This is a genomic window from Marinobacter piscis (genome assembly GCF_007671655.1).
Lineage (GTDB): Bacteria > Pseudomonadota > Gammaproteobacteria > Pseudomonadales > Oleiphilaceae > Marinobacter > Marinobacter piscensis.
Genome location: NZ_VCGX01000001.1, coordinates 77,739 through 100,254, shown reverse-complemented (window position 1 = coordinate 100,254; position 22,516 = coordinate 77,739). Strand labels below are relative to the sequence as shown.

Annotated in this window: 24 protein-coding genes; 7 read left to right on the top strand and 17 right to left on the bottom strand. The window is 55.2% G+C overall.

Annotated elements, in window-relative coordinates; genetic code table 11:
- Together fabA and FFI95_RS00445 are read right to left on the bottom strand one after the other, a co-directional pair.
- On the bottom strand, window positions 1-510 hold the full coding sequence (gene fabA / locus FFI95_RS00450) for a bifunctional 3-hydroxydecanoyl-ACP dehydratase/trans-2-decenoyl-ACP isomerase (protein WP_144820386.1): 510 nt from the start codon (window positions 508-510) through the stop codon (window positions 1-3).
- A gap of 195 nt (window positions 511-705) precedes the next feature.
- Window positions 706-1,890: an NnrS family protein gene (locus FFI95_RS00445; protein ID WP_144820385.1), complete on the bottom strand. Its 1,185-nt coding sequence runs from the start codon at window positions 1,888-1,890 to the stop codon at window positions 706-708.
- A 126-nt stretch (window positions 1,891-2,016) separates the two neighbouring features.
- Here FFI95_RS00445 and FFI95_RS00440 point away from each other — a divergent pair, with 126 nt between their 5' ends.
- Entirely contained in the window at window positions 2,017-2,394 is a 378-nt protein-coding gene (locus FFI95_RS00440; protein ID WP_144820384.1) for a SirB2 family protein, read from the top strand.
- 80 nt (window positions 2,395-2,474) lie between these two features.
- Here the strand turns inward: FFI95_RS00440 and FFI95_RS00435 are convergent, their stop codons facing one another.
- The 3 genes from FFI95_RS00435 to FFI95_RS00425 form a co-directional block, all read right to left on the bottom strand.
- On the bottom strand, window positions 2,475-3,815 hold the full coding sequence (locus FFI95_RS00435) for an MFS transporter (protein ID WP_144820383.1): 1,341 nt from the start codon (window positions 3,813-3,815) through the stop codon (window positions 2,475-2,477).
- Between the two features lie 60 nt (window positions 3,816-3,875).
- Window positions 3,876-5,468: an MFS transporter gene (locus FFI95_RS00430; protein ID WP_144820382.1), complete on the bottom strand. Its 1,593-nt coding sequence runs from the start codon at window positions 5,466-5,468 to the stop codon at window positions 3,876-3,878.
- A gap of 257 nt (window positions 5,469-5,725) precedes the next feature.
- Entirely contained in the window at window positions 5,726-6,880 is a 1,155-nt protein-coding gene (locus FFI95_RS00425; RefSeq protein WP_246069305.1) for an NnrS family protein, read from the bottom strand.
- Window positions 6,881-7,004: 124 nt separating this feature from the next.
- Between FFI95_RS00425 and FFI95_RS00420 the strand changes: the two genes are divergently transcribed.
- Window positions 7,005-7,568 (top strand): YIP1 family protein, encoded by a 564-nt coding sequence (locus tag FFI95_RS00420; protein ID WP_144820380.1) that lies wholly within the window; start codon window positions 7,005-7,007, stop codon window positions 7,566-7,568.
- Here FFI95_RS00420 and FFI95_RS00415 read toward each other — a convergent pair whose 3' ends face one another.
- Window positions 7,569-8,072, bottom strand: coding sequence for an acyl-CoA thioesterase (locus FFI95_RS00415; protein WP_144820379.1), 504 nt, complete (start codon window positions 8,070-8,072; stop codon window positions 7,569-7,571). It lies immediately after the preceding gene.
- Between the two features lie 10 nt (window positions 8,073-8,082).
- A complete protein-coding gene (locus FFI95_RS00410; RefSeq protein ID WP_144820378.1) occupies window positions 8,083-8,790 on the bottom strand; it encodes a Crp/Fnr family transcriptional regulator in 708 nt (235 codons plus the stop codon).
- A 222-nt stretch (window positions 8,791-9,012) separates the two neighbouring features.
- Here FFI95_RS00410 and FFI95_RS00405 point away from each other — a divergent pair, with 222 nt between their 5' ends.
- Entirely contained in the window at window positions 9,013-11,139 is a 2,127-nt protein-coding gene (locus tag FFI95_RS00405; protein ID WP_144820377.1) for a methyl-accepting chemotaxis protein, read from the top strand.
- A gap of 36 nt (window positions 11,140-11,175) precedes the next feature.
- Here FFI95_RS00405 and FFI95_RS00400 read toward each other — a convergent pair whose 3' ends face one another.
- The 8 genes from FFI95_RS00400 to FFI95_RS00365 are packed head-to-tail and all read right to left on the bottom strand — an operon-like array spanning window position 11,176 to window position 18,480.
- Complete coding sequence (locus FFI95_RS00400) at window positions 11,176-12,669, bottom strand: cytochrome D1 domain-containing protein (RefSeq protein WP_144820376.1); 1,494 nt, start codon at window positions 12,667-12,669, stop codon at window positions 11,176-11,178.
- Between the two features lie 44 nt (window positions 12,670-12,713).
- Window positions 12,714-13,577, bottom strand: coding sequence for a uroporphyrinogen-III C-methyltransferase (gene cobA / locus FFI95_RS00395; RefSeq protein WP_144820375.1), 864 nt, complete (start codon window positions 13,575-13,577; stop codon window positions 12,714-12,716).
- A 10-nt stretch (window positions 13,578-13,587) separates the two neighbouring features.
- On the bottom strand, window positions 13,588-14,784 hold the full coding sequence (gene nirJ / locus FFI95_RS00390; RefSeq protein WP_144820374.1) for a heme d1 biosynthesis radical SAM protein NirJ: 1,197 nt from the start codon (window positions 14,782-14,784) through the stop codon (window positions 13,588-13,590).
- A 16-nt stretch (window positions 14,785-14,800) separates the two neighbouring features.
- Window positions 14,801-15,274, bottom strand: a complete 474-nt coding sequence (gene ahbB, locus FFI95_RS00385; protein WP_144821401.1) for a siroheme decarboxylase subunit beta — start codon at window positions 15,272-15,274, stop codon at window positions 14,801-14,803.
- A 25-nt stretch (window positions 15,275-15,299) separates the two neighbouring features.
- Window positions 15,300-15,743 (bottom strand): Lrp/AsnC family transcriptional regulator, encoded by a 444-nt coding sequence (locus tag FFI95_RS00380; protein ID WP_144821402.1) that lies wholly within the window; start codon window positions 15,741-15,743, stop codon window positions 15,300-15,302.
- 28 nt (window positions 15,744-15,771) lie between these two features.
- On the bottom strand, window positions 15,772-16,257 hold the full coding sequence (gene ahbB, locus FFI95_RS00375; protein WP_144820373.1) for a siroheme decarboxylase subunit beta: 486 nt from the start codon (window positions 16,255-16,257) through the stop codon (window positions 15,772-15,774).
- Complete coding sequence (locus FFI95_RS00370) at window positions 16,254-16,718, bottom strand: AsnC family transcriptional regulator (RefSeq protein ID WP_144820372.1); 465 nt, start codon at window positions 16,716-16,718, stop codon at window positions 16,254-16,256. Before FFI95_RS00370 ends, ahbB (FFI95_RS00375) begins: the two co-directional genes overlap by 4 nt.
- A gap of 37 nt (window positions 16,719-16,755) precedes the next feature.
- Complete coding sequence (locus tag FFI95_RS00365) at window positions 16,756-18,480, bottom strand: nitrite reductase (protein ID WP_144820371.1); 1,725 nt, start codon at window positions 18,478-18,480, stop codon at window positions 16,756-16,758.
- Between the two features lie 223 nt (window positions 18,481-18,703).
- Here FFI95_RS00365 and FFI95_RS00360 point away from each other — a divergent pair, with 223 nt between their 5' ends.
- The 4 genes from FFI95_RS00360 (at window position 18,704) to FFI95_RS00345 (ending at window position 21,502) form a co-directional block, all read left to right on the top strand.
- Window positions 18,704-19,069 carry a c-type cytochrome gene (locus tag FFI95_RS00360; RefSeq protein ID WP_246069303.1) on the top strand — a complete coding sequence of 122 codons (366 nt, stop codon included), beginning with the start codon at window positions 18,704-18,706 and terminating at the stop codon, window positions 19,067-19,069.
- A gap of 137 nt (window positions 19,070-19,206) precedes the next feature.
- Window positions 19,207-20,343, top strand: coding sequence for a cytochrome D1 domain-containing protein (locus FFI95_RS00355; protein ID WP_246069403.1), 1,137 nt, complete (start codon window positions 19,207-19,209; stop codon window positions 20,341-20,343).
- A 30-nt stretch (window positions 20,344-20,373) separates the two neighbouring features.
- Window positions 20,374-21,162 (top strand): CbbQ/NirQ/NorQ/GpvN family protein, encoded by a 789-nt coding sequence (locus FFI95_RS00350; protein WP_144820369.1) that lies wholly within the window; start codon window positions 20,374-20,376, stop codon window positions 21,160-21,162.
- Window positions 21,128-21,502: a hypothetical protein gene (locus tag FFI95_RS00345; RefSeq protein WP_144820368.1), complete on the top strand. Its 375-nt coding sequence runs from the start codon at window positions 21,128-21,130 to the stop codon at window positions 21,500-21,502. Before FFI95_RS00350 ends, FFI95_RS00345 begins: the two co-directional genes overlap by 35 nt.
- A 177-nt stretch (window positions 21,503-21,679) precedes the next feature.
- Here FFI95_RS00345 and FFI95_RS00340 read toward each other — a convergent pair whose 3' ends face one another.
- A complete protein-coding gene (locus FFI95_RS00340) occupies window positions 21,680-21,919 on the bottom strand; it encodes a cytochrome C oxidase subunit IV family protein (protein WP_144820367.1) in 240 nt (79 codons plus the stop codon).
- Window positions 21,920-21,931: 12 nt separating this feature from the next.
- Complete coding sequence (locus FFI95_RS00335) at window positions 21,932-22,516, bottom strand: cytochrome c oxidase subunit 3 (protein WP_144820366.1); 585 nt, start codon at window positions 22,514-22,516, stop codon at window positions 21,932-21,934.

Genomic DNA, 22,516 nt, shown 5'->3' with positions numbered 1-22,516 from the left:
CTAAAAATCGTCGGTGGAAGTGAACATACCAACCCGAAGGTCTTTGGCTGTGTAGATTTCCCGGCCATCCACTTCCATGCGTCCATCTGCAATGGCCAGAGTAAGCTTACGTCTGACCACACGCTTGATATCGAGGTAATAGCGCACTTTTTTATTGGTCGGCAGAACCTGACCGGTGAACTTTACTTCTCCAGATCCCAGAGCGCGGCCTTTGCCTTCACCACCGCCCCAGGCCAGGAAAAAACCGACTAACTGCCACATGGCATCAAGCCCAAGGCAGCCAGGCATCACCGGGTCGTCTACAAAGTGCACTTTGAAAAACCAGAGGTCCGGGTTGATGTCCAGCTCTGCCACCAGACTGCCTTTACCATACAGGCCGTCGTCGTCGGCTATATGGGTGATACGGTCAACCATCAGCATTTCGTCTATGGGCAGCCGCATGGCGCCCGGGAACAGATCGCCATGACCGCATTTTATCAGGTCTTCTTTATCAAAATGATCCGGGTTCATATTGCCGTAGTCTCTGTTACAGAATGATATGAAGGATACTTTACCGTTTATTTCACCGGTTGCTATTGACCATTAGTGGATAATTAACGCTTAAACGGCTGAGTTGCAAGCAAGCTGTCTGTTTACGAGCAGGAAGGGCAGATAAAAAAAGGGCAGGCTCCCCACGAACCTGCCCTTCAAAGACGGCAGCGGCTGTCAGCCTGCACGGCCATCCGGTCTGGGGCTGGCAATTATCCGGGTATAGCGCACCAGATACATTCCGTAGGCAAAAATAAAGAGCAGGCTGCTGCTGCCAATTCCAGGGTGCCAGGGAATGATGTCGAAAGCGGTAACCACACGAATCAGTGCTGACAACTGCACTGCTATAAAGGCAATCACCATGCCTTTGGGAAGCACAAGCGGGCGGCCAGTATGTCCAAGCGTTACCCGGGCTATAACACCCAGGATCAGGCAGCTGATAGCGCCTGTGCCGGCCGCGTGGCTCCATGCGTTTGAAGGCCAGTCAGCGAACAGCGTGCCTGCCAGCAGATACAGCGAAACCGGTACCCACAGGATGGAGAGGTGAAGTACCCATAAGAGGGGTTCCGTGCGGGCCAGCCAGCCTTTCCAGTTATAAAGACGAATCAGTGTAAGGGTACCGGCAATGACCGCGAGAATACCGGTAAGGGTCTGCCACCCAGTCACCAGCGAAGCGGTCAGTAAAATCATGGAGAATAATGTGGCCATATCCAGCCCCGGGCTGGTTTTTATGGCGCTGGGGTCCAGCCCCTGCTTGCGCAGCCAGCCGGTTGTGAATGCAGGTGTAATGCGGCCGCCGACAATGCTGATCAACGCCAGGGCCATAATCAGTGCGCCATGGCTGTAGGCCATGTCCAGACGGGTAACAAACCCTATCTGCATCAGCCACAGCAAGCCCAGAACCACCATGATCATAATCTGGCGTTTTTGTCTGGCGTGCCAGATACGCCAGCCGGCATCCAGCATGACCAGCGGCAGGAAGGCCAGGTTGAACCCCTGAATCAGCCAGTCTGGCAGGTCAGCTCCCAGTGCCAGGAGCAGACGCCCGGCCAGCCAGACGCCCCACAGTAATACCAGTCGGAAACCGTGGGTACGCTCTGTCTGTGTCCAGACACAAACAGCGGTCAGCAGGAATCCGGCTATGGCGGCGGACAGAAAACCAAACAGCATTTCGTGCTGATGCCAGAACAGCCCCGGCATTGCCAGGGGCAGGTTAATAGCACCGGTTACCTGTAAAACCCAAAGGGGGATGACCAGTAGTGCCAGGATGGTCATCGAGAGAAAGAAAATGCGAAAAGGGTAGCCGAAAAGCTGGCTGACGCTGGGGGAGGTGGCCTGATCTGTCGTTGGTATAGCCTGCATGTTCGTTCCTGCTAATACATATATGTTGTTTATATGTTAAATGTAGCGGATCAGAAATAACATACCCGATTGGTAGTATTTTTGCGTACAATGCCGCTATCGTTTTGATTCACAATGGAATGATTTATGAGCACTTACCTGATCCTGAAGCATCTTCACATGACCACAGCCTATCTTACAGTGGCCCTGTTTGCCTTACGCTTACTGCTGGATGCTGTAGGAAAGCCGGCCTGGCGTCAGACCCCGCTGCGCTGGATTCCCCATGCCAACGACACAATACTGCTTGTTGCTGCCATCAGCCTGTTGGTAGCCGGTAGCTGGAACCCACTGACTCAGGGCTGGCTACTGGGCAAAATCCTGTTGCTTCTGGGCTACATTGCCGCCGGTCTGTTTGCTCTGAAAGTGACTGTGTCCCGCCCGGTGCGCGTAGTGGCAGCGGTTCTGGCTTTACTGCAGGTATCGGCTATCTTTCACCTGGCCATGGCCAAGCCGGTTATTTTCTGAGTAGTGACCAACGCTCAGGTTGCGCCGGAGTAACAAGCCGGTGGCCGCGCAAGTAGCGGCCACCGGCTTCTATGCTGCCATCAGTTTGTACTCTTGTCCTCGTCCGGCTGGCGGTTTAAAGGGTAGAAGAGCTGAGGCGATGCCAGTTCCGGCAAATCGGTCTGTTCTTCATTGGCTGCCCACTCGACCCGTTCAGCGGAACGGATGGCGTAATGCATCCACGCCAGGGCGGCGGCAACAATCACAAACATCAGCATAAAGTTACTCTGCCAGATGCCGGTTACGTCGTTCAGGACGCCAAAGGTCAGTGGCAGAATAAAACCACCAAGCCCGCCAATCATGCCAACGACACCACCAACAGCGCCTACGTGCATCGGGTAGTACACAGGAATGTGTTTATAAACGGCCGCTTTTCCCAGAGACATGAAAAAGCCCAGGGTGAAAATCAGGACAATAAATACAGGCAGATTTACTTCCAGTGTGAAGCTGATGTCACCGTCAATACCGTGCACAATATAGTCTGTGGGTGGGTAGCTCAGCAGAAAGGTAGAGACCACCGAGGCAATAAACGTCCAGTACATCACACGCCGGGCACCAAAACGGTCAGACATCCAGCCGCCAAGGATACGGAACAGGGAAGCAGGGATGGTGTAGAGCGCGGCAATCATGCCCGCTGTGCGGATATCCAGGCCGTAAACGCCGATCAGATAGTGCGGGAGCCATAGTGCCAGCGCGACAAAGGCCCCGAAAACGAAAAAGTAATAAAGCGAAAAGCGCCAGACCCGCAGGTCTTTGAGCGGAGCCATTTGCTCAAGAAACGACCGTTGCTCTTCGTCTTTCTTACGGTTAGCAGAAACCGGGTCCTCTTTGGCCAGCAGGATAAAGGCGACACCCATAATCGCCAGCACGGTGGCGTAGACCTGCGCGGTAGCTTCCCAGCCAAGTGCGACCAGCAGGAAAGGAGCGCCGAAGTTGGTGACTGCAGACCCTACGTTACCCGCTCCGAAAATTCCCAGTGCTGTGCCCTGGCGGGCTGGTTCAAACCAGGCCGCTGCGTAGGCAACACCTACAATAAACGAGCCACCGGCAAGGCCAACCCCCAGGGCGCCAACCAGCAACATCGGGTAAGTCGTGGCAAAAGTCAGCAGGTAAACGCATGCAGCCGTGGTAAGCATGAGTATGCCGAACACCCAGCGACCGCCGTAGCGGTCTGTCCAGATGCCCAGAAACAGACGACTGATTGAACCCGTCAGGATGGGGGTGGCCATTAGCAGGCCAAGCTGAGTGTCTGAAAGACCCAGGTCTTCAGCAATGCGGATGCCGATAATGGAAAAAATTGTCCATACAGCAAAGCAGAGTGTGAAGGCCAGGGTGGAAAGGCCAAGTGCGCGATGCTGCTGCGTTTTGGTTGGCACGATCATCGTGATGTTACTCCCTGTCGATTTTGGCCGGCGCGAGTTCGCCGGCCTGGAACACATGCATTACGGGTTTTTGATGTAGGCGCCTTTGCGCAGATAGAACCACCAGTTCACCACCAGGCAGAGTGCGTAGAACACTGCGAAGCCGTACATGGCCAGTTCCGGTGTGCCCGCCTGGATTTGCTGGCCCATAAGTTTGGGTGCAATAAAGGCACCATAGGCGGCAATGGCGCTGGTCCACCCGAGGACAGGGCCTTTTTGTTGCTGGTCAAAAATGTAACCGATGCTGCGGAAGGTGGAGCCGTTGCCAATGCCGCTGGCGGCGAACAGCACGATGAACAGAATCAGGAACAGGGCAAAGTAGTTGTTCGGATCGGTGGAGTTATAAGCCAGCATCATTACATAACCGGTTGCCACGGATGCCACAACCATGATGACAGAGATGATCTGGGTAACGATCGATCCCCCCATTTTGTCGGAAATCCAGCCCCCGACCGGGCGGATGAGGGCGCCTACGAACGGCCCCATCCAGGCCCAGGTCATTGCGCTGGGGGCGTCCGGGTTCACAACGCGGGTTACGGTGCCGTCTGCTGCTACCTCCATCATGTTGCCAAAAATAACGCTGATCGACAGGGGCAGTGCTGCCGAGAAACCAATGAACGAGCCAAAGGTCAGGATGTACAGCACAGTCATGGACCAGGTGTGCTTATTGCCAAAGATGGCAAACTGGTTCTTGATGTTTGGCTTGATTTTACCGGGGATCAGCCGTAGCAGAACTACGGTCAAAATAATGGTCAGTGGCAGGGCGAGCCACATGTTCATGATGCTCAGCGCCCAGACGCCGATTACAGATGTGAGAATTCCCACACCGTAAAGCCCGAGAATTTTACCAAACGCAGAAGCCGGGCTACCCGGGTTCGGGGTAACCACCTTCAGGTTATTCATGCCGAACCAGCCGGCGAAGGCCAGGGGAATCAGAAAAACCAGCCAGATAAATCCGGCGTTCTGGATCCAGGTGTCGGTGCCTGCCTCTATGCGCCCAATGAGCGTGCCGCTGGGGCTTTGTAGTTGCATGGAGTCGCCGGCAAGAACGCCGAATACGCCCGCCGTCATCACCAACGGGATCAGAATCTGCATAGTGGTAACGCCAAAGTTACCAAGCCCGGCGTTCATTCCCAGGCCATAACCCTGTCTGTTCTTGGGGTAGAAAGCGCTGATATTGCTCATGGAGCAGGCAAAGTTACCACCACCAATGCCAGAGAGCAGTGCCAGTGCCTGGAACACAATAAACGGAGTGTCCGGGTTCATCAGGGCGAAGCCGGTTCCGGCTGCCGGGATCATCAGCAGAGCTGTGGTCAGGAAAACCGTGTTCCGGCCACCGGCAATTTTGATCATGAACGACGCTGGAATCCGCAGCGTGGCGCCCGAAAGGCCTGCGATTGCAGACAGACTGAAAAGCTGATCAATACTGAAAGGGAAGCCCAGACTCTGCATCTGTGTGGTGATCATTCCCCACATCAGCCAGATGGCAAACCCCATCATCAGACTTGGAATAGATATCCACAGGTTGCGGGACGCAATGCCCTTGCCTTCCCGTTCCCAGAATTCCTCGCTTTCGACATCCCAGTGTTCGATATCAGCGTTGGTTTTAGCCATAAAAATGCCCCCTTGGTTAGCATGCCCTGACCCCCAATGAATGTGGTTGTCGGGCTTAATGACACTATTGTGCTAAGTGAAGCTCATGATCAATCATGATATTTGTCAAGGAAAGCGTGTCTGGGACAGGAGTGGCTTTCAGCTATAGAGAGGGGCTCTTTTTAAGGTGGATAAAATCGTTTTATTTCAATTGGTTATAGTGGTAATACTACCAATTGGGTAACAAAACTTTGAGTTGGCGCAGGAGAGGTAGCCATTCATTTCTGCCGCTTTTTTGCATGTTTTCTGAGGGTTTGGAGTCTTATAAACACCCAGAAGTAGGTCACTGCCCATAAACCTGCAGAGAGCCATAAAAGTGCAGGTGAGCTGAAAGGGGCGCTGCCGGCCACAAGCCGGCTTATAGCAGCACCGGACAGAAGGGTTGCGATAAGTGTAACGTCTGTTGTCGCCGGTGGCTTACGGTGGCCGCGCTGCCAGGCTAAACGCAGCATAATGCTGGTGGAGAGGACGCCAAGCGCGCCTATAGTGATCACATGCAAAGCCGGTGCCGGAGTCTTGCCCAACAACAATGCAGCGCCGGTAAGCAAAGCACCAACAGCAAGCCATACATAGCCCAGGCCCAGAACCAGTAAGTCGGGTCTTTCCGGGCAAAGCCACAGCTTCCAGCGCAGGGTTCGCAGGGTGATCAGTCCCGAAGCAATCACCAGAAGGCTGCCCGCAACCGGGTTGGCAGCCGGAAATGCTGTCAGGAAAACGGTACAGCCCAGCGTTACAATCAGTGCCCCTTCAATCCGTGGCTGAACCCGTGCTTCAAGAGGGATCCCTTTCTTTTCCAGAGTGCCTGCAACAGCAGGTGCTATGACTCTTCCGCCCATAAAGGTCATCAGCAGGAGTAATCCGGCGATCGCCGAGTGCATCAGCTGCAAGTGCCCCGGAAGCCACGACGTATCAAATGGCCCGAGTGCTTCGGCAAGCCCGACCAGTGCAGCCAATAGGCAGAGAACGAGGATGAGGGGCCCAACCATCTTGTTTCGCCACTTCTTGGCGGCATTGAAGCGCGGCACAACATGCCAGGCCAGCAGCAGGGTAAAGGCAGGGCTGAGAGTTTGCGCCAGGAGGCTGTCTGGCCAGAAGAACCAGCTCAGCCGTGCAGCCAGCCAAAGCCCAAACAGGGGATAGACAACAGAGGCGGGCTGGGGGCCCAGAGTATAACCGGCGATAACCGCCAGGGCGAAACCAAAAATCAGCTCATGCCCATGACCAGTGCCAAGCAATCCCGCAGGCCAGCCCGTGCCTGACCAGACAGCCCAGACTGACAGGGGTACGGCCAAGGCAGCCAGCAGGCTCGCTGCCGGGAAAAACACCCAGAACGTCTGGTTTTTTGGTTTGCGCCGGGTATCTGACTTGTTCAAGATCATCCTGGTACGTTGACGGTCAGGCTTTCTGCGCCTAAAAAGAGTAGTTAGAAACGATGATAATATTACAGACGCTGTCCCGAGAGGCAAATGCCTCCGCCCGAGAGCAAGGAGGTCCAACATGAATGTTTCAAGCTTGCTTAAACTTCCGTTTTCCAGCAACGGAGGCTGGGCTGAACTTCAGCGCCGTCAGCTTTCCATTCCCGTGCTTGCCTGGTTTGTTGTGGTGCCGTTATCACTGCTACCGCCAGTGCTCCTGTATTATGCCGGAACTCATTATGGGGATGACTTTCTTCCCGGGTTCGCGGGCAAGGAATGGCGCTTTATTACCACCATTCTTTTCCTGGCAGAGTTATTAACCTTCTTTGTGATGGGGTGGCTGATACAGGCAGTCGTAGAAGGCCACAAGCTGGAGATCAGTTATAACAATGCGTATTTGCTGGCGGCGATAGCGCCTGTGCCTTTGTGGCTGTCTTCACTTGCGCTGCTGGTGCCGGCCGTGATGTTCAGTGTTGTTGTGGTGCTGGTTGCTATGGCTTTGTCGTGCACACTTGTGTATCAGGGGCTTCGCGCACTGTGCCATCGTAGCCCTAACGATGTGATTACCATGTCGGCTACTTACACCGTTATGGCCGCGTCCTTGCTGGCCTGGGGGGTGTTGATGGCGATGGTCTGGGCCTTCTGATCAGGCTCTGTTTGCCTGCGGGGCTGTGAAAAGCCCCGCGTGATCAACAAGCCGGTTTCTGGCGCCCTGTTCCATGGCTTCTTTAAGCGCCTCCGGGATGGGGATTTTGCTCAGCGTTTCCGGGTCGACGGCAACCCCGATCATTTCGCCCCTGGCAAGGTATTGCCCGGTTTCTGCATTGTGAATGTCTATCGTCAGCTCAAAGGAGGTGTTCCCCAGATGGGTTGCGCGAACCGACAGTTCCAGCTTGTCGCGGGAGCGCGCTGGCGCCTTCCATTCTATGGTCAGTTTAACCACCTGATAATCGAATTCTGATTCTATTGCAGGGTGGTCATCAGACACAGTTTGCAGAAACTCAGTAGCGGCAAGATCTACGTAGTCCCCGTAGCGGGCATTGAAAACCACCTTCTGGGCATCGCACTCCGCATACCGTACCTGCATAAAATACCGGAAAGGCTGATCATCCGGTGAGGACCAGGTGGGCGTTTTCTGTATTTCTGTCATATTGTTTTCCTTATTTGTTTGGTTTTGCCGTGCTGGATTTAAGGCGTGAGAAAGTAGCAGGCACAACCCCCAGCCAGGAAGCCAGCTGGTTATCGGGCACCCGCCTGACCAGTTCCGGATATTCCTCAACCAGTAGCTGGTAGCGTTCCCTGGCCGGCATGGTGTGCTTGCGAAACTCCCGCATACTGGTCAGCTCCGCCAGTTCTTCGGTCAGAGCCATCGCAAATTGTGGCCAGAGACCTTCCCCGTGGGCCTGGATTGCCGCTCGGAACTGGGAAAAATCAGCCGCCCAGACAGTGGCAGGTGTAACCGTCGCAAGGCAAAGGGTGTTGCGAACTGTGCGGCTACGACCAAACACCGGCCAGACCAGATCACCTTCGGTAAAGAAGTGATGTACCGCAACTTTTCCGTTGGGCGCCTCCCGGAACAGGCGCAGGATACCGTACTGGATCAGATAGACATTGGCCCAGGGAGTATCGTGCTGCTCCAGTTGCGCGTCTACATCAACCCGTTGCTGATGGAACAGACAAGTAAGGTCATTCAGAAACCGGGCATCTGAAGAGTCCTTGTTCTCACCAAGTCTTATTCCAAAGACGCGGCTGAGCCCATTAAGCAGGACCGTGGACTGTGACGCTGGCTCATGCTGGATGATATCCGGGTTGTCCTCCCCCAGCATGCAGGGGGATGAGGACACTTCGGTTCTGAATGTACGTGTCATTGTGCTCGTACCGCTGAGTAATGTGCCAATGATTCTAACAGAATGATGGTACTGGAAATGACTTAAATCATTAAGGCTTTTCTGTTCTTCCGATAAGACCTTCCTGGTGATGAGGTTACATAAAACCAACAAAGGGGGGGTAAAGAATTGTACCGGCGGGTCGCTAATAGTAAATGTAGCCACCTATTTACCCGACGGAAGTGTTCAAAAGGTTTTCTTCATATGAATAAGCTATCGCTTAAGATAAAGCTATATGCTCTTGTTATCAGTCTTTTGCTGGTGATGGGAATCAGTATGGTGATAACGGCGCAAATGTCTCTGAATAATATGGAGCAACGCCTTACGTCCGAAACCAGCACGCTGGTACAGGATATTGTGATGGATCGATTGTCTGCGACCGCTGGGGAATTTGGTGAGGAGGTAAGCGGCAAGTTTAACGCTGCGTTCAAAGTTCCGGATGTGCTGGGCAATATCATTGAGGAAAACATCACCGGCGGCGCCTCGGCACGGATCAGTCGCAGTGCACTTTCTGATGCGGTGCGCTCGGTACTGGTTTCAGAAGAACACCTGAGTACTATTTATGCCCAGTTTGAGCCAGATGCGTACGACGGCCAGGATCGTTATTTTACCGGTGGCGTAGAGGACCATAGTACGGAGATAGGCACCCTGGAGATATATTATTTTCGTGACCGTAATGGTGATATCCAGGTTGAACAGGTTGATGATCCGGACGAGAAATACGACGAAACCCGGAACGAGTTCGGTGATCGGGAGGCAGAGTGGTATTTCTGTCCCATGGAAACCAAAAGCGCCTGCATCATGGAGCCATACAATTACGAGATCGAGGATGGATACAGTAAGCTGGTTACCACGTTGGTTGTGCCGATACTGACCGAAGGTACGTTTGATGGTGTCGTGGGGGTCGATATCAATCTTGATACCCTGCAGAATGAAGTGAAATCGGTCAGCCAGCAGTTGTATGGTGGGGATTCGCGAGTCACTTTGCTGAGCGAGAAAGGCCTGATTGTTGCGGGCAGTCATTACGGGCATGCATTGGCGAGACCGCTGCGGGAAGTAATGCCTGAGCTTGCCGGCGAGATGACCAGCCTGCATCAATCCGGTGGCCGTTATGACGACGGTGAAACCCTGGCAGTTTCATACCCCGTGCGTATTGCAGACACAGGGCGGGAGTGGTCGTTGTTGATTGAGCTGCCACGTGCAGCCGCCCTGGGAGAGCTTGATAATATTATCTCACTACTTTCAGACGAGGTGGCAGCAACAGCGGAACGCCAGTTACTTGTCGGCGTTGTGGTGTCAGTACTGTCGGTATTGTTGTTGATTGCATTGGTCCGCTCAGTTGTACGCCCCATAGAGGTAATTCGTGATCGCATGAATAACCTCAGCAGTGCCGAAGGCGACCTGACCCGGGAGCTGGAAATTGATACCCACGCCGAGCTGATTGAGCTGGCAGGTGGATTTAATACATTCCTTGAGCGCTTGCGCTCTATGATCAACGACCTGAAAGCGGTTAATGTGCGGGTACATCAGCAAGCCTCCGATGTGAGTTCGATCGCTCAGGAAACGGATGAAAATTCGGCCAGACAACATCGTGAGATGGACAGCGTCGTTGCTGCCATGAATGAAATGTCGGCTGCAGCTGGAGAAGTGGCAGGCTTTGCCAGTGAGTCTGCCAGCAATGCCCAGCAGGCTCAGGATGGTATCCGGTTTACACAAACAACCCTGGGCTCAGCCGTTGAAGGCGTGAGTGCATTAGCGGCTGATATGGACGAAGCCGGCAAGGCGATTAGCCAGGTTGCCCACCGGAGTGATGAGATCAATCGTATTCTCGATGTGATTCGGGGAGTGTCGGAGCAAACCAACCTGCTGGCCCTGAATGCGGCCATTGAAGCAGCCCGGGCCGGCGAACAGGGCCGGGGCTTTGCCGTGGTTGCAGATGAGGTCCGTACATTGGCTTCTCGCACCCGGAGGTCAACGGATGACGTCAGCGAGATGATTGAAGGCCTGCAGCAGGATGTGCATCAGACGGTCTCGGTCATCGATGAGGGTGTTAGCCGGGCAGCTATGGCGGTTGATGGAACCCGTGAAGCCGATCATTCACTGGCCGCTGTCGTAACACGTATAGCCACGATTGTTGAACATGTTACTCAGGTAGCAACGGCTGCTGAGGAGCAAAGCTCCGTGAGTGAAGAAATTAACCAGAACCTCACGGAAATTGGTGATGCGGCTCAGGATCTTCGGGAGTTGGCGCAGCGGTTACGAGGAAGTGGCGACTCCCTGGACAAGGAAGTTGAGATACTGGATAGCGAGCTAAACCGTTTGAAGACCTGAGCCGGCTTAACTCGCTGAAGGAACCGCTGCAGACGCCTAGTGGCTGGTTCCTTCTTCGTAATTAATCTTGTTCCATACGTTGTATTTTCCCGAGGGCTTGTTCATCGGGATGCGCTTCTCTTCCTCCAGCGTATCGGCGTCGTAGACAATCACGGCGCCGTCTTCATCCCAGATGCTCAGCAGCAGTTTTTTACCCTCACGGTCAAACTCGACATGGGCTGCAACTTTACCGGGTTCCGGCTGTAGTGTTTTCACAATTTCCAGGGTCTGCTTGTCAATCACGTGGACCTTGTCTTTGTTAGGGCCAAAGAAAACGTCGACCCAGGCGTAGCGGGAGTTTTCGTGGCTGCGCATGAAGAACCCCGGGCCAGCTGTTTCCAGGGTCTTGATGACCTTCCAGCTATCCATATCAATGATAGAGACGGCGCCTGTGCGGAAGTGGGGCGTGGCCATAACCCGGGATCCGTTGTAATCCCAGGTTATGCCGGAGCCCAGATGAGGCATGCCCGGCAAGGGCAGCTCGGCGGTCGTCTCCCCGGTGTCCAGATTGATAACCAGACCGTGCTTGCCATCGCGGGCGGCGCCGATGAGGTGCTCGTAATCCGGATCGAAAAAGAAGTCGTCAAGCCAGGTGTCCGTTTGCATTTTGCGTAAGCGAGCCTGATTATTTTCTACCGTGATTTCCCAGGCCTGGGGAATATCTTTCAGCGCCGCAATGAAGCTGTTGCGCGGTGGCGCTGCGTAAACTGCGCTCACCCGGGAGCTTTCACCTGCATCATTTTCCACCGGGATAATTTCCAGGAGGTCGAGGTTGTCTGCATCGAACAGGACCAGGGTGTGAGGCAGATAGTTGGCAGCCAGCACATGCTTGCCATCGGCAGATACGGCGATATTGCGCATGTTGATGCCGGAACGGACTTCTGCAACCACTTTGAGGTTGTAGAGATCATACTTGGTAATCCAGCCATCGCGAGAGCCAAAATAGACGTAGCGGCCGTCGGGGCTGTACTTGGGCCCGCCATGCAGGGCATAGCGGCTGGCGAAACGGTGGATGGGTTCCATGCTGTCGCCGTCAAGCAGGGTAACGTGGTGGTCACCAATTTCCACCACCAGGAACAGGTTCATCATATCGGCACTGTACGCCGGCGTATCGGGCAGTGAGCCTGAAGGGTGTGGCAGCAGGTGGCTGCCTACAATTTCGCGTTTGTCCCAGGCCGGCTCCTGTGCCGGTGGCTGGTAGATATAGTCGGCGAGAGCGGTAATGGATTCGTCGCTCAATGTGTCGGCAAAGCCAAGCATCTGGGTGGCGGGCCGGCCCTCACGGATAGCCGCTTCGGCTTGGCTTTGTTTCAGGCGCGAGAGGTTTTCGGGTAGCAGGGCCGGCCCCATTCCACCCAGGCGGTCACTGCCATGGCAGCTTGCACAGTGTTGCTGATACAGGGTTTCGGTGGGCGTATCTGTGCTGGCCATAACCAGAGGCGCAGTCAGCAGGCCTGCGCTCAGCATCAGGACGTTCAGAGTTTTTTGCATCGAGCTTCCCGTTTGCAGTATTGATAAAGGTCGCTGATCTCGCCTTATGCGGGACGCAGCGTTGCATGGGCAGCAGCCAGACTGGTTAAGGCGCTGTCCCAGCCGGCCTGAACCGGTTGCGCCAGTTTTTCTGCCAGTTGTACAACCTCACCAACAATGATCAGCGTGGGTGGCTGGAAGCCTTCCATTGCAATGGTTTGCTCCAGATTGGTGAGCGTCGTTACGGCCATGTGCTGTTGCGATGTGGTGCCACGCTCCACCAGGGCCACGGGGCAGTCACCTGACAGGCCATGGGCGGTCAGCTCCCGGACAATCGTAGGAGCGTTATGCAGCCCCATGTAGAACACCCGGGTCTGTCCCGGCGCGGCCAGCACCTTCCAGTTGAGTTCAAAGGCATGGTCCGCTTTACGGTGCCCGGTTACGAAGGTAACGCTTTGCGCGTAGTCCCTGTGTGTCAGGGGGATGCCGCAATAGGACGCGCAGCCGGAAGCAGAAGTGATTCCAGGGACCACCAGAAAATCAATATCGTTCTCCACCAGGAACTCTGCCTCCTCGCCACCACGACCAAAGATATAAGGGTCTCCGCCTTTCAGCCGTACTACGCGGCGCTGTTTTATGGCCAGTTGTACCAGTAGTTCATTGGTGTCTTCCTGGGGAACGGAGTGGCATCCGCTGGCTTTTCCCACATGAAACCGTTCTGCGAGAGGGTTCACCAGTTCCATGATCTGTGGCGACACCAACCGGTCGTAAACCACTGCGTCAGCCTGCTGGATCAGCATCAGGGCCCTGAGTGTCAATAGTCCGGGGTCCCCCGGACCAGCGCCGACAATGGCAACCTCGCCGGCCCGGAAAGGTTGCTCTGCCAGCTGGAATTCCACCAGGCGTTTCTTTCTCTGGCTGATTGTCATGATGCATTCCTTACAGGTTGTGGACCGGAATCCCGATCACCGGGGCGGCGACGCGCCTGGGCATGTCGAGAACGCCAATCTCTTCGTTGGTGAGGTAACAGCCCGGGTCTTCTTCCCAGAAATCACCGGACATATTGTAGGCCCGGACCCGGGTGTTGCCGTTGCAGATGGCCAGGTACTTGCACCGGGCGCACCGGCCTTTGACCGGGCGAGGTAGCTGGCGCAAGCCTTCCATCAGCTCGTCATCCGCTTCGGACCAGATGCGGGAAAAGGGCTTTTCGCGCACATTGCCAAGGTTGTAGTCCCACCAGAAGGTGTCCGGGTGGACAACCCCCAGGTTGTCGATATTGGAGATATTCACGCCTGAGGAATTGCCGCCCCAGTTCATCAGCCGCTGTTCAAGAGCCGGCACCTGGTCGGGGTAATGCTCCGCGGCCCACTGCAACAGAAACGGGCCATCGGCGTCGTTATTGCCAGTTACATATTCCCGCTCAATGCCGCGCTTCAGTTCTTCATGGCAATGGTTGAACAGCAGGTTCATGGCATCCCGGGTCATGTCATACCACGCGTCCCGCTTGCGGTTACGACCGCCCCGGCCGGAGTAGTTCAGGTGTGACAGGTAAAACTTGTCAATATCGTGCTCGTCCAGCAGCCTGAGCATGTCTGGCAGCTGCGGTGCGTTATCCTGGGTGAGGGTGAAACGCAGACCCACTTTGATGCCCGCGTCCTTGCAGAGCCTGACCGCTTTCATGGAAGCGGCAAAGGCGCCTTTTTTCTGACGGAATTCGTCATGGGTTTGCTCAAGGCCGTCAATGCTGATGCCCACATAATCATAGCCGGCGTCGGCAATCTGCTGAATGTTGTCTTCAGTAATCAGGGTGCCGTTACTGGACAGGCCTACGTAAAAACCCAACGCTTTCGCACGTCGTGAAATGTCAAAAATGTCGGGCCGCATCAACGGTTCACCGCCCGACAGGATCAGGACAGGAACACCAAAGGTATTCAGGTCGTCCATAACGGTATAGGCCTCGTCGGTGCTCAGCTCACCCTTGAAATCTATGTCTGCAGAAACCGAATAACAGTGCTTGCAGGTGAGGTTGCAGCGACGGATCAGGTTCCAGATGACAACCGGGCCGGAGGGTTTGGGAATGGCTTTCACCGGGGCCGGGTTCATCAGGCTTTTTATGTAGCGGGTCATTCTGAACATGGTGCTTCCCCTTATCTTATTTGCGCAGCCGCAGGCCGGTTTTCTTGAGAATGGCCGAGCTGTAAAGAATGGTGTGCTGCCGACAGGCATCGCCGAGAACGGCCCGTATTTGCGTGGCCTTGCTTTCTACTTCCTCCCGGGTGGTGCCATGCACCATGGCGAACAGGTTGAAGGACCAATAGGGCAGGTGTCGTGGGCGCCGGTAGCAGTGGCTGACAAACGGCAGCTCACCAACGGCGGCACCGAGTTCAGCAATGTGGTCGTCGTGCACATCCCATACGGTCATGCCGTTATAGCGGTAGCCCAGGCGATAATGGTCTGGTACGGCAGCAACTCTGCGTATCACGCCCGCTTGCTGCATAGCCTGAAAGCGGGCCAGCACGTCATCAGCGTCCATTTGCAGTTGCTTTCCAAGTTCGGCCCAAGGGTTAGCAACCAGTGGCAGACCGGCCTGGGTGGCCAGGATCAGTTTGCGGTCCGTGTCGGTCATCACAAAGCGGGTCAGTGCACCTGTTTCAGACAGGGAAGTGGAGGTGGACATGGAATTCCTGCTCCTTTGGCATGTTGTAAACCGGGTAACCGGTAACGTTTTCAATAGCGCAAATGGTGTCTGTAATGGCGCTTTGGGTTTCGGTTGCCAATACAAACCACATGTTCAGATCGTGTTCGCGGCGGTAGTTATGGGCCACCTCGGGAAAGCTGTTTACCTGTCCGGTCACTTTTTCATAGTCCGCTTCAGGAATACGCATGGCAGCCAGTGTGAGGCCGCCGCCCAGTTCACCAGCGTGAAACATGGGGCCAAACCGTGTCAGAACGCCTTCGGCCAGCAGTTTTTTAATACCCTCGAGAACCTGTTGTTCGCTGAGGCCCAGTTCGCTTGCGATGGCGGCATAAGGGTAGTGCACAAGAGGCAGGCCATGTTGCAGACGGTTAACCAGTGCCTTCTCAACCTGGTTCAGGGTGGCAATCGGGGTCTGGCGGCGGGATTCAGTCGTGGCTGGCATAACACCCCCCACGCTGGCGGTAGGTTTTGTTACTGAACAGCACCGCATGCTGAATGTGTTGCAGGTTCTGGTCGGCAATCAGACTGTCGAGTTGTGCCAGTACGCGTGTGCGGTCAGTGCCGTGAATCATGCAGAACAGGTTGTAAGGCCAGTCCGGAAGCTGTCTCGGTCGCTGGTAACAGAGGGTAATAAATGGTACGCCCGCCAGGGTCTGGCCCAGAGCCTTCACCTGTTCATCAGGCACGTCCCAGACCACCATGGCGTTGGCGGTGTAGCCCAGTGTGCGGTGTTTCACTACCAGGCCGAAACGCTTGATCAGGCCATCATTTTGCCATTGGGTAATGGCGTTCATGACTTCCTGCTCAGAAAGGCCGGTGCGCTCGCCAAGTGCCTGGTAGGGGCGGGGTACAAGCGGTAGCCCTTTTTCGAGTTGCTGTCTGAGCCGCAGTAAGCCCCAGGCGCTGCTCATGTCAATGCCTCCCAGTCGATGTCGAAGGCCAGGTCAATGTGATAACCCTCAACCATGGGAAGGCGTAGCATGGGCAGTTTCAGGTGGTTTTCCAGGGTGTCGAGGCGCTCATCCAGTTGTTCGTTGTCCGGCGCTGTCATGACAAACCAGAGATTGTAGTCGTGCTCCCGGGCGTAATTATGATTAACGCCGGGCGCGCGGTTGATCCGGGCGGCGACCTGATCCACCTGCTCGTGCGGAGCCGCCACGGCAGCCAGCAGGCTTGCGCCTGCCCGGCTGTGCTCAAATACCGGCCCGACCCGGCTGATGACGTTTCGGGACTGTAACGACTGCAAGCGCTCAATGACCTCCTGCTCGGACATGTCCAGTTGCCGGGAGATGTCCAGGTAAGGCCGTTCACACACCGGCAAATGCCGCTGAAAGTGATTGATCAGTTGCTGGTCGGTTGGGTCCAGTCTCATGTTTCGTCTCCTCCGGGTCGCACGGTTTCAGTGGCGCTTAGTAGACGTCATGCTGAGTGTTGTAGACGTTGAACTTGCCGGTCGGAGTAACCAGTCGCTCGTCGTCGATCACCTTTTTCAGCTTGCGGGTCTTGTCATCCACGACCACGATGGCCGATCTCTGCTCTTTGCCATTCCACACAGAGAACCAGACCTCGTCGCCTGCGACGTTGTATTCCGGCTGCACAACACGCTTGGGCCCGTCGCCCAGGTTTGCCCACTCGGCGATGGGCAGTACGTCGTAGCCGCCTTCCAGATTGTTGATGTCATACACAGCCACGCTCTGGCTGACCGATTCCGCCGGGTTCAGCGCCGTATCCACGTACAGGTTCCGGGATTTCGGGTGGGTTTTGATGAACAGGGAGCCGCCACCCTGACCGTTGATCGTGCGAACCACTTTCCAGGCTTTGTCCGGGTGACCTTCGGGGTCTGTGCCGATCATCTGAATGGTGGGGTCGCCCAGGTGACTGGTTGCCCAGACAGGACCATGTTCCGGGTCCACAAAGTTGGCGCCACGGCCGGGGTGAGGAATTTTGCCCACATCCACGAGGGCTTCGAGTTCACGCTCTTTAGAGTCGACAACCGCAATCTTGTCGGACTGGTTGGCGGCTGTCATGAAGTACCGCATGCTGCTGTCCCAGCCACCGTCGTGGAGAAATCTTGCGGCGTCTATGGTCGTGGTGCTCAGGTTGTCCAGGTTTTCGTAGTTCACCAGCATGATCTTGCCGGTTTCTTTCACGTTAACAATGAACTCCGGATGCTCGTGCGACGAAACAATAGCCGCTACACGTGGCTCAGGGTGGTATTCCTGGGTGTCTACGGTCATTCCCCGGGTAGCCACAATCTTCTTCGGTTCCAGGGTCTGTCCATCCATGATTACGAACTGGGGCGGCCAGTACGCCCCGGCAACCGCAAACTGATCTTCATAGCCTTTGTACTTTGAGGTTTCCACGGAGCGGGCTTCCAGGCCTATCTTGATCTTGGCCACGGTATCCGGGTGCTCCATCCACAGATCAACCATATTGATCGCTGCATCCCGACCGATCACAAACAGGTAACGACCAGAGGCGGACATGCGGGAAATATGTACCGCATAACCGGTTTTCAGTATTTCAACAATCTCTTTGGAGTCGCCGTCAATCAGGGCAATCTCGCCAGCATCACGCAACGTCACGCTGAACAGGTTAGCCAGATTCAGATCGTTCATTTGCTCTGTGGGGCGGTCTTCCGGCGCGATGAGCACCTCCCAGGTGTCGTTCATATCCGCGAGACTCCACTCCGGCGGTGCGGGTGGCTCGTGCATCAGGTACTTGGCCATCATGGTGACTTCATCTTCACTTAACTCGCCCGACGTGCCCCAGTTGGGCATGCCAGCGGGTGAGCCGTAAGTGATGAACGTCTTGAGGTAGTCGATTCCTTTGTCCTGGGTCAGATCGGGGGTCAGCGCCTTACCGGTAGCGCCCTTACGCAGCACCCCGTGACAGCCGGCACAGCGCTCGAAAAATATTTTTTTGGATTGTTCGAACTCATCATCTGTCAGGTCCGGGGCGCCCGGCGACCGGACAACGTTGGCAGACTTTGAATCAATAGCACTGGCCGTGCCTTCATAGGCCGTTTCGGCCGGGTCTGCATTCTTCGGGGCGGCGTTCGCAGTCATCACTCCCAGGGATGTAACGGCCACGGCAAGTGCCAGAGGTTTCAAAAACAGTTCGGGTGCTCTCATCAGGTTCTCTCCTTGGATTTAAGAGTGTGTGTAGGGTTCTCTTCTTTTGCTTGTCGAACATTGATGAAAATCAGATGTATGTTGATTGTTTGGTAGGTACCCAACCGGTGGTATAACCAAAGGGTCGTTGTAGATAAAAGTCCTTTAAACCAGTATTGATAATGAATAATATGGTGGCGCCAGTAGATGGTGGGTAACCCGGAAACCTGGAGGAGGTCAGCCCGTGGATGGTTCCGAATGGAGTGGAGTGAAGCGATGCCTGGGTTTGAGCCTGACATCGCTTGTATTACTGGTTACGTCTGCTGCTCTGGGGGCCACTGAGCAGCTTGCCCGTTCTGACACTCAGGCTGAGCTTGAGAATTTTGTGATTCAGGATTGTGGTTCCTGTCACGGATTGTCCCTGAAGGGTGGGCTGGGGCCGCCGCTTCGGCCTGAAAATCTGAAAAACCTGCCCGAAGGGGCGATTGCCGCCATTATCAGAGAGGGCGTGCCGGGAACTGCAATGCCGCCCTGGAAGCCGCTTCTGGCGCCTGCTGATATCCAGTGGATCAGCCACCAGTTAAAAACAGGCGCTCTGATCGCACCCTGATAACCAGTCTGGAGGAATAACAGATGCAGGGGATACCCCGCTGTGTAAAACGAATGTTTATGCTGGTGCTGATCACAGCATTGGTGAGCGGTTGCCAGGTCTTTTCGGCGACAGATAAAGCACCGGCACCCGACGCTATGGCAAACAGCGTGATGGGGACAGGCGATCTTGGGCTGGTTATAGAGCGGGCAACCGGCTCTGTGCTGGTTATTAACACGACGAACCGTAGCGTGCTTCATCGTATTGAAGGATTAGGGGATCTGTCCCATGCCTCGGTGGTTTACTCCCGGGATGCCCGTTACGGCTTTGTCTTCGGCCGCGATGGGGGCCTTACCAAGGTTGATCTGCTCACACAATCCATTGTTGGCCGGGTTATTCAGTCCGGAAACAGTATCGGCGGTGCCATTTCCCAGGACGGTCGTTATGTGGCTGTGTCTAATTATGAGCCTGGCGGGGTGAAGGTGTTTGATAGCACAACTCTGGATCTGGTTGCCGACATTCCCGCGACTTACACAAAAGCTAACGGTGAAAAGGGCCAGTCCAAAACCGTTGGCTTGGTTGATGCACCGGGGAACCGGTTTGTTTTCAGCCTCTTCGATGCCGGGCAGATCTGGGTTCTGGATATGCCGGATGATGTGGCCGGCAGTCAGCCGGAACTGACACGTTTTGAAGCGGGGAAAGCACCCTATGATTCCATGATCACGCCCGATGGTCGCCATTACATTGCCGGCCTGTTCGGTGAAGACGGCCTGTCTATGCTGGATTTGTGGGATATCGATGCGGGTGTTGTTGAAATCCTGCCCGGTTACGGCAGGGGCGAGCAGCCGCTGCCCGTGTATAAGATGCCCCATCTGGAGGGTTGGACAGTTGCAGACGGCAGGGCATTCATACCTGCCGTCGGGCACCATCAGGTTCTGGTGGCCGATATGAATGACTGGTCTCTGGTAGAAAAAATTCCGGTCCAGGGGCAGCCGGTGTTTGTTATGGCCAGTCCGGACAACCGAAACATCTGGGTAAGTTTTGCGCACCCGAAAAACGATGTTATCCAGGTGATTGACTCCCGGACCCGCAAGGTAATCCGCACCCTGGAGCCAGGCAAGTCAGTATTACATATGGAGTTTACACCAAGAGGTGAGGAAGTGTGGGTGTCGTCACGGGACAGTAACCGGGTGACGGTTTACAACACCCGCACGCTGGAACCGGTTGCCGAGTTAGGCGCGCAAAGCCCCAGCGGCATCTTCTTTACCAGTCGGGCCCACAAGCTCGGGCTCTGAACACAAGCCAATAACCAAGGATGTCTGCAGATGACGTTTTACCAGCCAGTTGGTAACGAAACAGAACTCTTTCAGGCGGCCGCTGACAACGGCCTGCCGGTTTTGATCAAAGGCCCGACCGGGTGCGGTAAAACCCGGTTTGTCCGGTATATGGCGGAGAAGCTGAACCGGCCGGTTTATACCGTTGCCTGCCATGACGATCTGACAGCGGCCGACCTTGTCGGGCGGCACCTGATTGGGCCAGAAGGCACCTATTGGCAGGACGGCCCATTAACCCGCGCCGTGCGCGAGGGCGGTATCTGTTACCTGGATGAGGTGGTCGAAGCGCGGAAGGATACCACGGTGGTACTGCACCCATTGGCGGATGATCGCCGGGAGTTGCCTATAGAGCGCACGGGCGAGCTCCTGACGGCCGCGCCTGGGTTCATGCTGGTGGTTTCCTACAACCCGGGGTATCAGAGCCTGCTCAAAGGTATGAAGCCCAGCACCCGACAAAGATTTGTATCACTGCGGTTTGATTACCCCTCGGAAGAGTCAGAAAAAACCATTGTGATGGCGGAGTCCGGTTGCGACAGCGACCTCGCACAGCAGCTCGTGAGCCTTGCTACTGCTTTGCGGAACCTGAAAGACCATGATCTGGAAGAAGCAGCATCAACGCGGTTGCTGATACACACGGCACTTTTGATTCGTGCCGGAGTGCCCGCAACAGCCGCTTGCCTTGCAGGCATGATTGAGCCGCTTTCGGACGACGAGGCAACAGTTAATTCATTGATGGAGGTGGTATATGCAGTATTCGGTCGCCCAGAAGAAAGCCGCTAGTGGGGCGGTTGTTCCTGTTTTTTGGTACTTGTTGAACCTGCTTGCGATACCGGTTATTGGTTTTGTGGTGTTGCTCTGGATGTATTCCCAAAGGTCAAGGGTGAATGATGTACGCCGGGCCCATACCCGGGCAGCTGTGCTTATGTCGGTAACTGGTTTTATCCTGATCAGTTCCGGTATCGCCATCGGCTGGACAGTGTTTGGAGACATGGGGCATTTCTGGACATTTGCAGGTGTCTGGGCGGTGGCATTGCACACAGGTTTTGTCCTTTGGGGAATAATCTCTCTGGCCCAGGCCATGTCCGGGAAAATGCCTTATTTTCCGGCTAAGTGGTTGTAGTCTTTAAAGTTGGCGTTGGGCCCCGAGGGGGTAAAGCTATCCAAAACACGCTCCTTGCGGCACGTCCCTGTGACGCTTGAGCTCCGCCATCCATGGCTCCGCACAGTTTTGGATAGCTTTACCCCCTCGGTGCCAGGTGCAGCTTTTTCCCCATTCTTCTCAGTACCAGATGCTGGGTCAGGTAATCAGATGGAACCCTGCCACCGCGACAATCACAACAGGTGCCCAGGCATGGGCAAGCAGGCGCCAGGCACGGGGCGCCTGCTTCATTTCCATGAAGTGATCCACCAGCAGTAAGCCTTTAACAATCACCATTGCAAACACCAGCCAGACGAGAAACCCCAGCCCCATCCCTGCCTTAAGAGCAAAGACCGGCAAGGCGGTGCAAATCATCAGTGCAAAGTAAACCGTCAACATAGTCAGCCCTTCCTAAGCCAGTACATAAATCATCGGAAACAGCACCAGCCATACCAGATCCACCATGTGCCAGTACGACGCGCCGGATTCCATGCCGTTCATATCCGAGCCGTCGTAGTCGCCGTTGCCGACTTTGACCGCGAGAACAACCAGAACTACCTGGCCCAGAATGACGTGCATGAAGTGAAAGAAGGTGAGGAAAAAGTAAAACATGAAAAAGGTGTCGGTGCTCAGATTGTATCCCTGGCTATACAGGTTCACGTATTCGTACAGTTTGCCAACGGTGTATATGCCGGAAACAGCAATCGCACACCAGAGCCGCCAATGGGCGCCAGAGCGTCTGTCCCGAAGCTGGTGAACAGCTGTGGCGACCAGGTAACTGGCGGTAATCAGAGCAGCGGTATTCAGTAGCCCGATCCAGGGGTGCAAAACCTCACGACCTGCATGGAAGGTGGCGGGGTCAAGGCTTCGGGCTACAGCGAAGCCAATGAACATAATTCCGAACACCGCCAGTTCGGCGAAAATGAAGATCCATACGGCAAGGTCGCCGGGTAGCTGGCGGGCATCGGTGTCTGGAGCAAGCGTCAGGTCGGTCAT

What these genes read in the sequence shown, in the direction of transcription:
- fabA (WP_144820386.1), bottom strand. Translation starts at nt 510, where the DNA reads ATGAACCCGGATCATTTTGATAAAGAAGACCTGATAAAATGCGGTCAT.
- FFI95_RS00445 (WP_144820385.1), bottom strand. Translation starts at nt 1,890, where the DNA reads ATGCAGGCTATACCAACGACAGATCAGGCCACCTCCCCCAGCGTCAGC.
- FFI95_RS00440 (WP_144820384.1), top strand. Translation starts at nt 2,017, where the DNA reads ATGAGCACTTACCTGATCCTGAAGCATCTTCACATGACCACAGCCTAT.
- FFI95_RS00435 (WP_144820383.1), bottom strand. Translation starts at nt 3,815, where the DNA reads ATGATCGTGCCAACCAAAACGCAGCAGCATCGCGCACTTGGCCTTTCC.
- FFI95_RS00430 (WP_144820382.1), bottom strand. Translation starts at nt 5,468, where the DNA reads ATGGCTAAAACCAACGCTGATATCGAACACTGGGATGTCGAAAGCGAG.
- FFI95_RS00420 (WP_144820380.1), top strand. Translation starts at nt 7,005, where the DNA reads ATGAATGTTTCAAGCTTGCTTAAACTTCCGTTTTCCAGCAACGGAGGC.
- FFI95_RS00415 (WP_144820379.1), bottom strand. Translation starts at nt 8,072, where the DNA reads ATGACAGAAATACAGAAAACGCCCACCTGGTCCTCACCGGATGATCAG.
- FFI95_RS00410 (WP_144820378.1), bottom strand. Translation starts at nt 8,790, where the DNA reads ATGACACGTACATTCAGAACCGAAGTGTCCTCATCCCCCTGCATGCTG.
- FFI95_RS00405 (WP_144820377.1), top strand. Translation starts at nt 9,013, where the DNA reads ATGAATAAGCTATCGCTTAAGATAAAGCTATATGCTCTTGTTATCAGT.
- FFI95_RS00400 (WP_144820376.1), bottom strand. Translation starts at nt 12,669, where the DNA reads ATGCAAAAAACTCTGAACGTCCTGATGCTGAGCGCAGGCCTGCTGACT.
- cobA (WP_144820375.1), bottom strand. Translation starts at nt 13,577, where the DNA reads ATGACAATCAGCCAGAGAAAGAAACGCCTGGTGGAATTCCAGCTGGCA.
- nirJ (WP_144820374.1), bottom strand. Translation starts at nt 14,784, where the DNA reads ATGTTCAGAATGACCCGCTACATAAAAAGCCTGATGAACCCGGCCCCG.
- ahbB (WP_144821401.1), bottom strand. Translation starts at nt 15,274, where the DNA reads ATGACCGACACGGACCGCAAACTGATCCTGGCCACCCAGGCCGGTCTG.
- ahbB (WP_144820373.1), bottom strand. Translation starts at nt 16,257, where the DNA reads ATGAGCAGCGCCTGGGGCTTACTGCGGCTCAGACAGCAACTCGAAAAA.
- FFI95_RS00370 (WP_144820372.1), bottom strand. Translation starts at nt 16,718, where the DNA reads ATGAGACTGGACCCAACCGACCAGCAACTGATCAATCACTTTCAGCGG.
- FFI95_RS00365 (WP_144820371.1), bottom strand. Translation starts at nt 18,480, where the DNA reads ATGAGAGCACCCGAACTGTTTTTGAAACCTCTGGCACTTGCCGTGGCC.
- FFI95_RS00355 (WP_246069403.1), top strand. Translation starts at nt 19,207, where the DNA reads ATGGCAAACAGCGTGATGGGGACAGGCGATCTTGGGCTGGTTATAGAG.
- FFI95_RS00350 (WP_144820369.1), top strand. Translation starts at nt 20,374, where the DNA reads ATGACGTTTTACCAGCCAGTTGGTAACGAAACAGAACTCTTTCAGGCG.
- FFI95_RS00345 (WP_144820368.1), top strand. Translation starts at nt 21,128, where the DNA reads ATGCAGTATTCGGTCGCCCAGAAGAAAGCCGCTAGTGGGGCGGTTGTT.
- FFI95_RS00340 (WP_144820367.1), bottom strand. Translation starts at nt 21,919, where the DNA reads ATGTTGACGGTTTACTTTGCACTGATGATTTGCACCGCCTTGCCGGTC.
- FFI95_RS00335 (WP_144820366.1), bottom strand. Translation starts at nt 22,516, where the DNA reads ATGACCGACCTGACGCTTGCTCCAGACACCGATGCCCGCCAGCTACCC.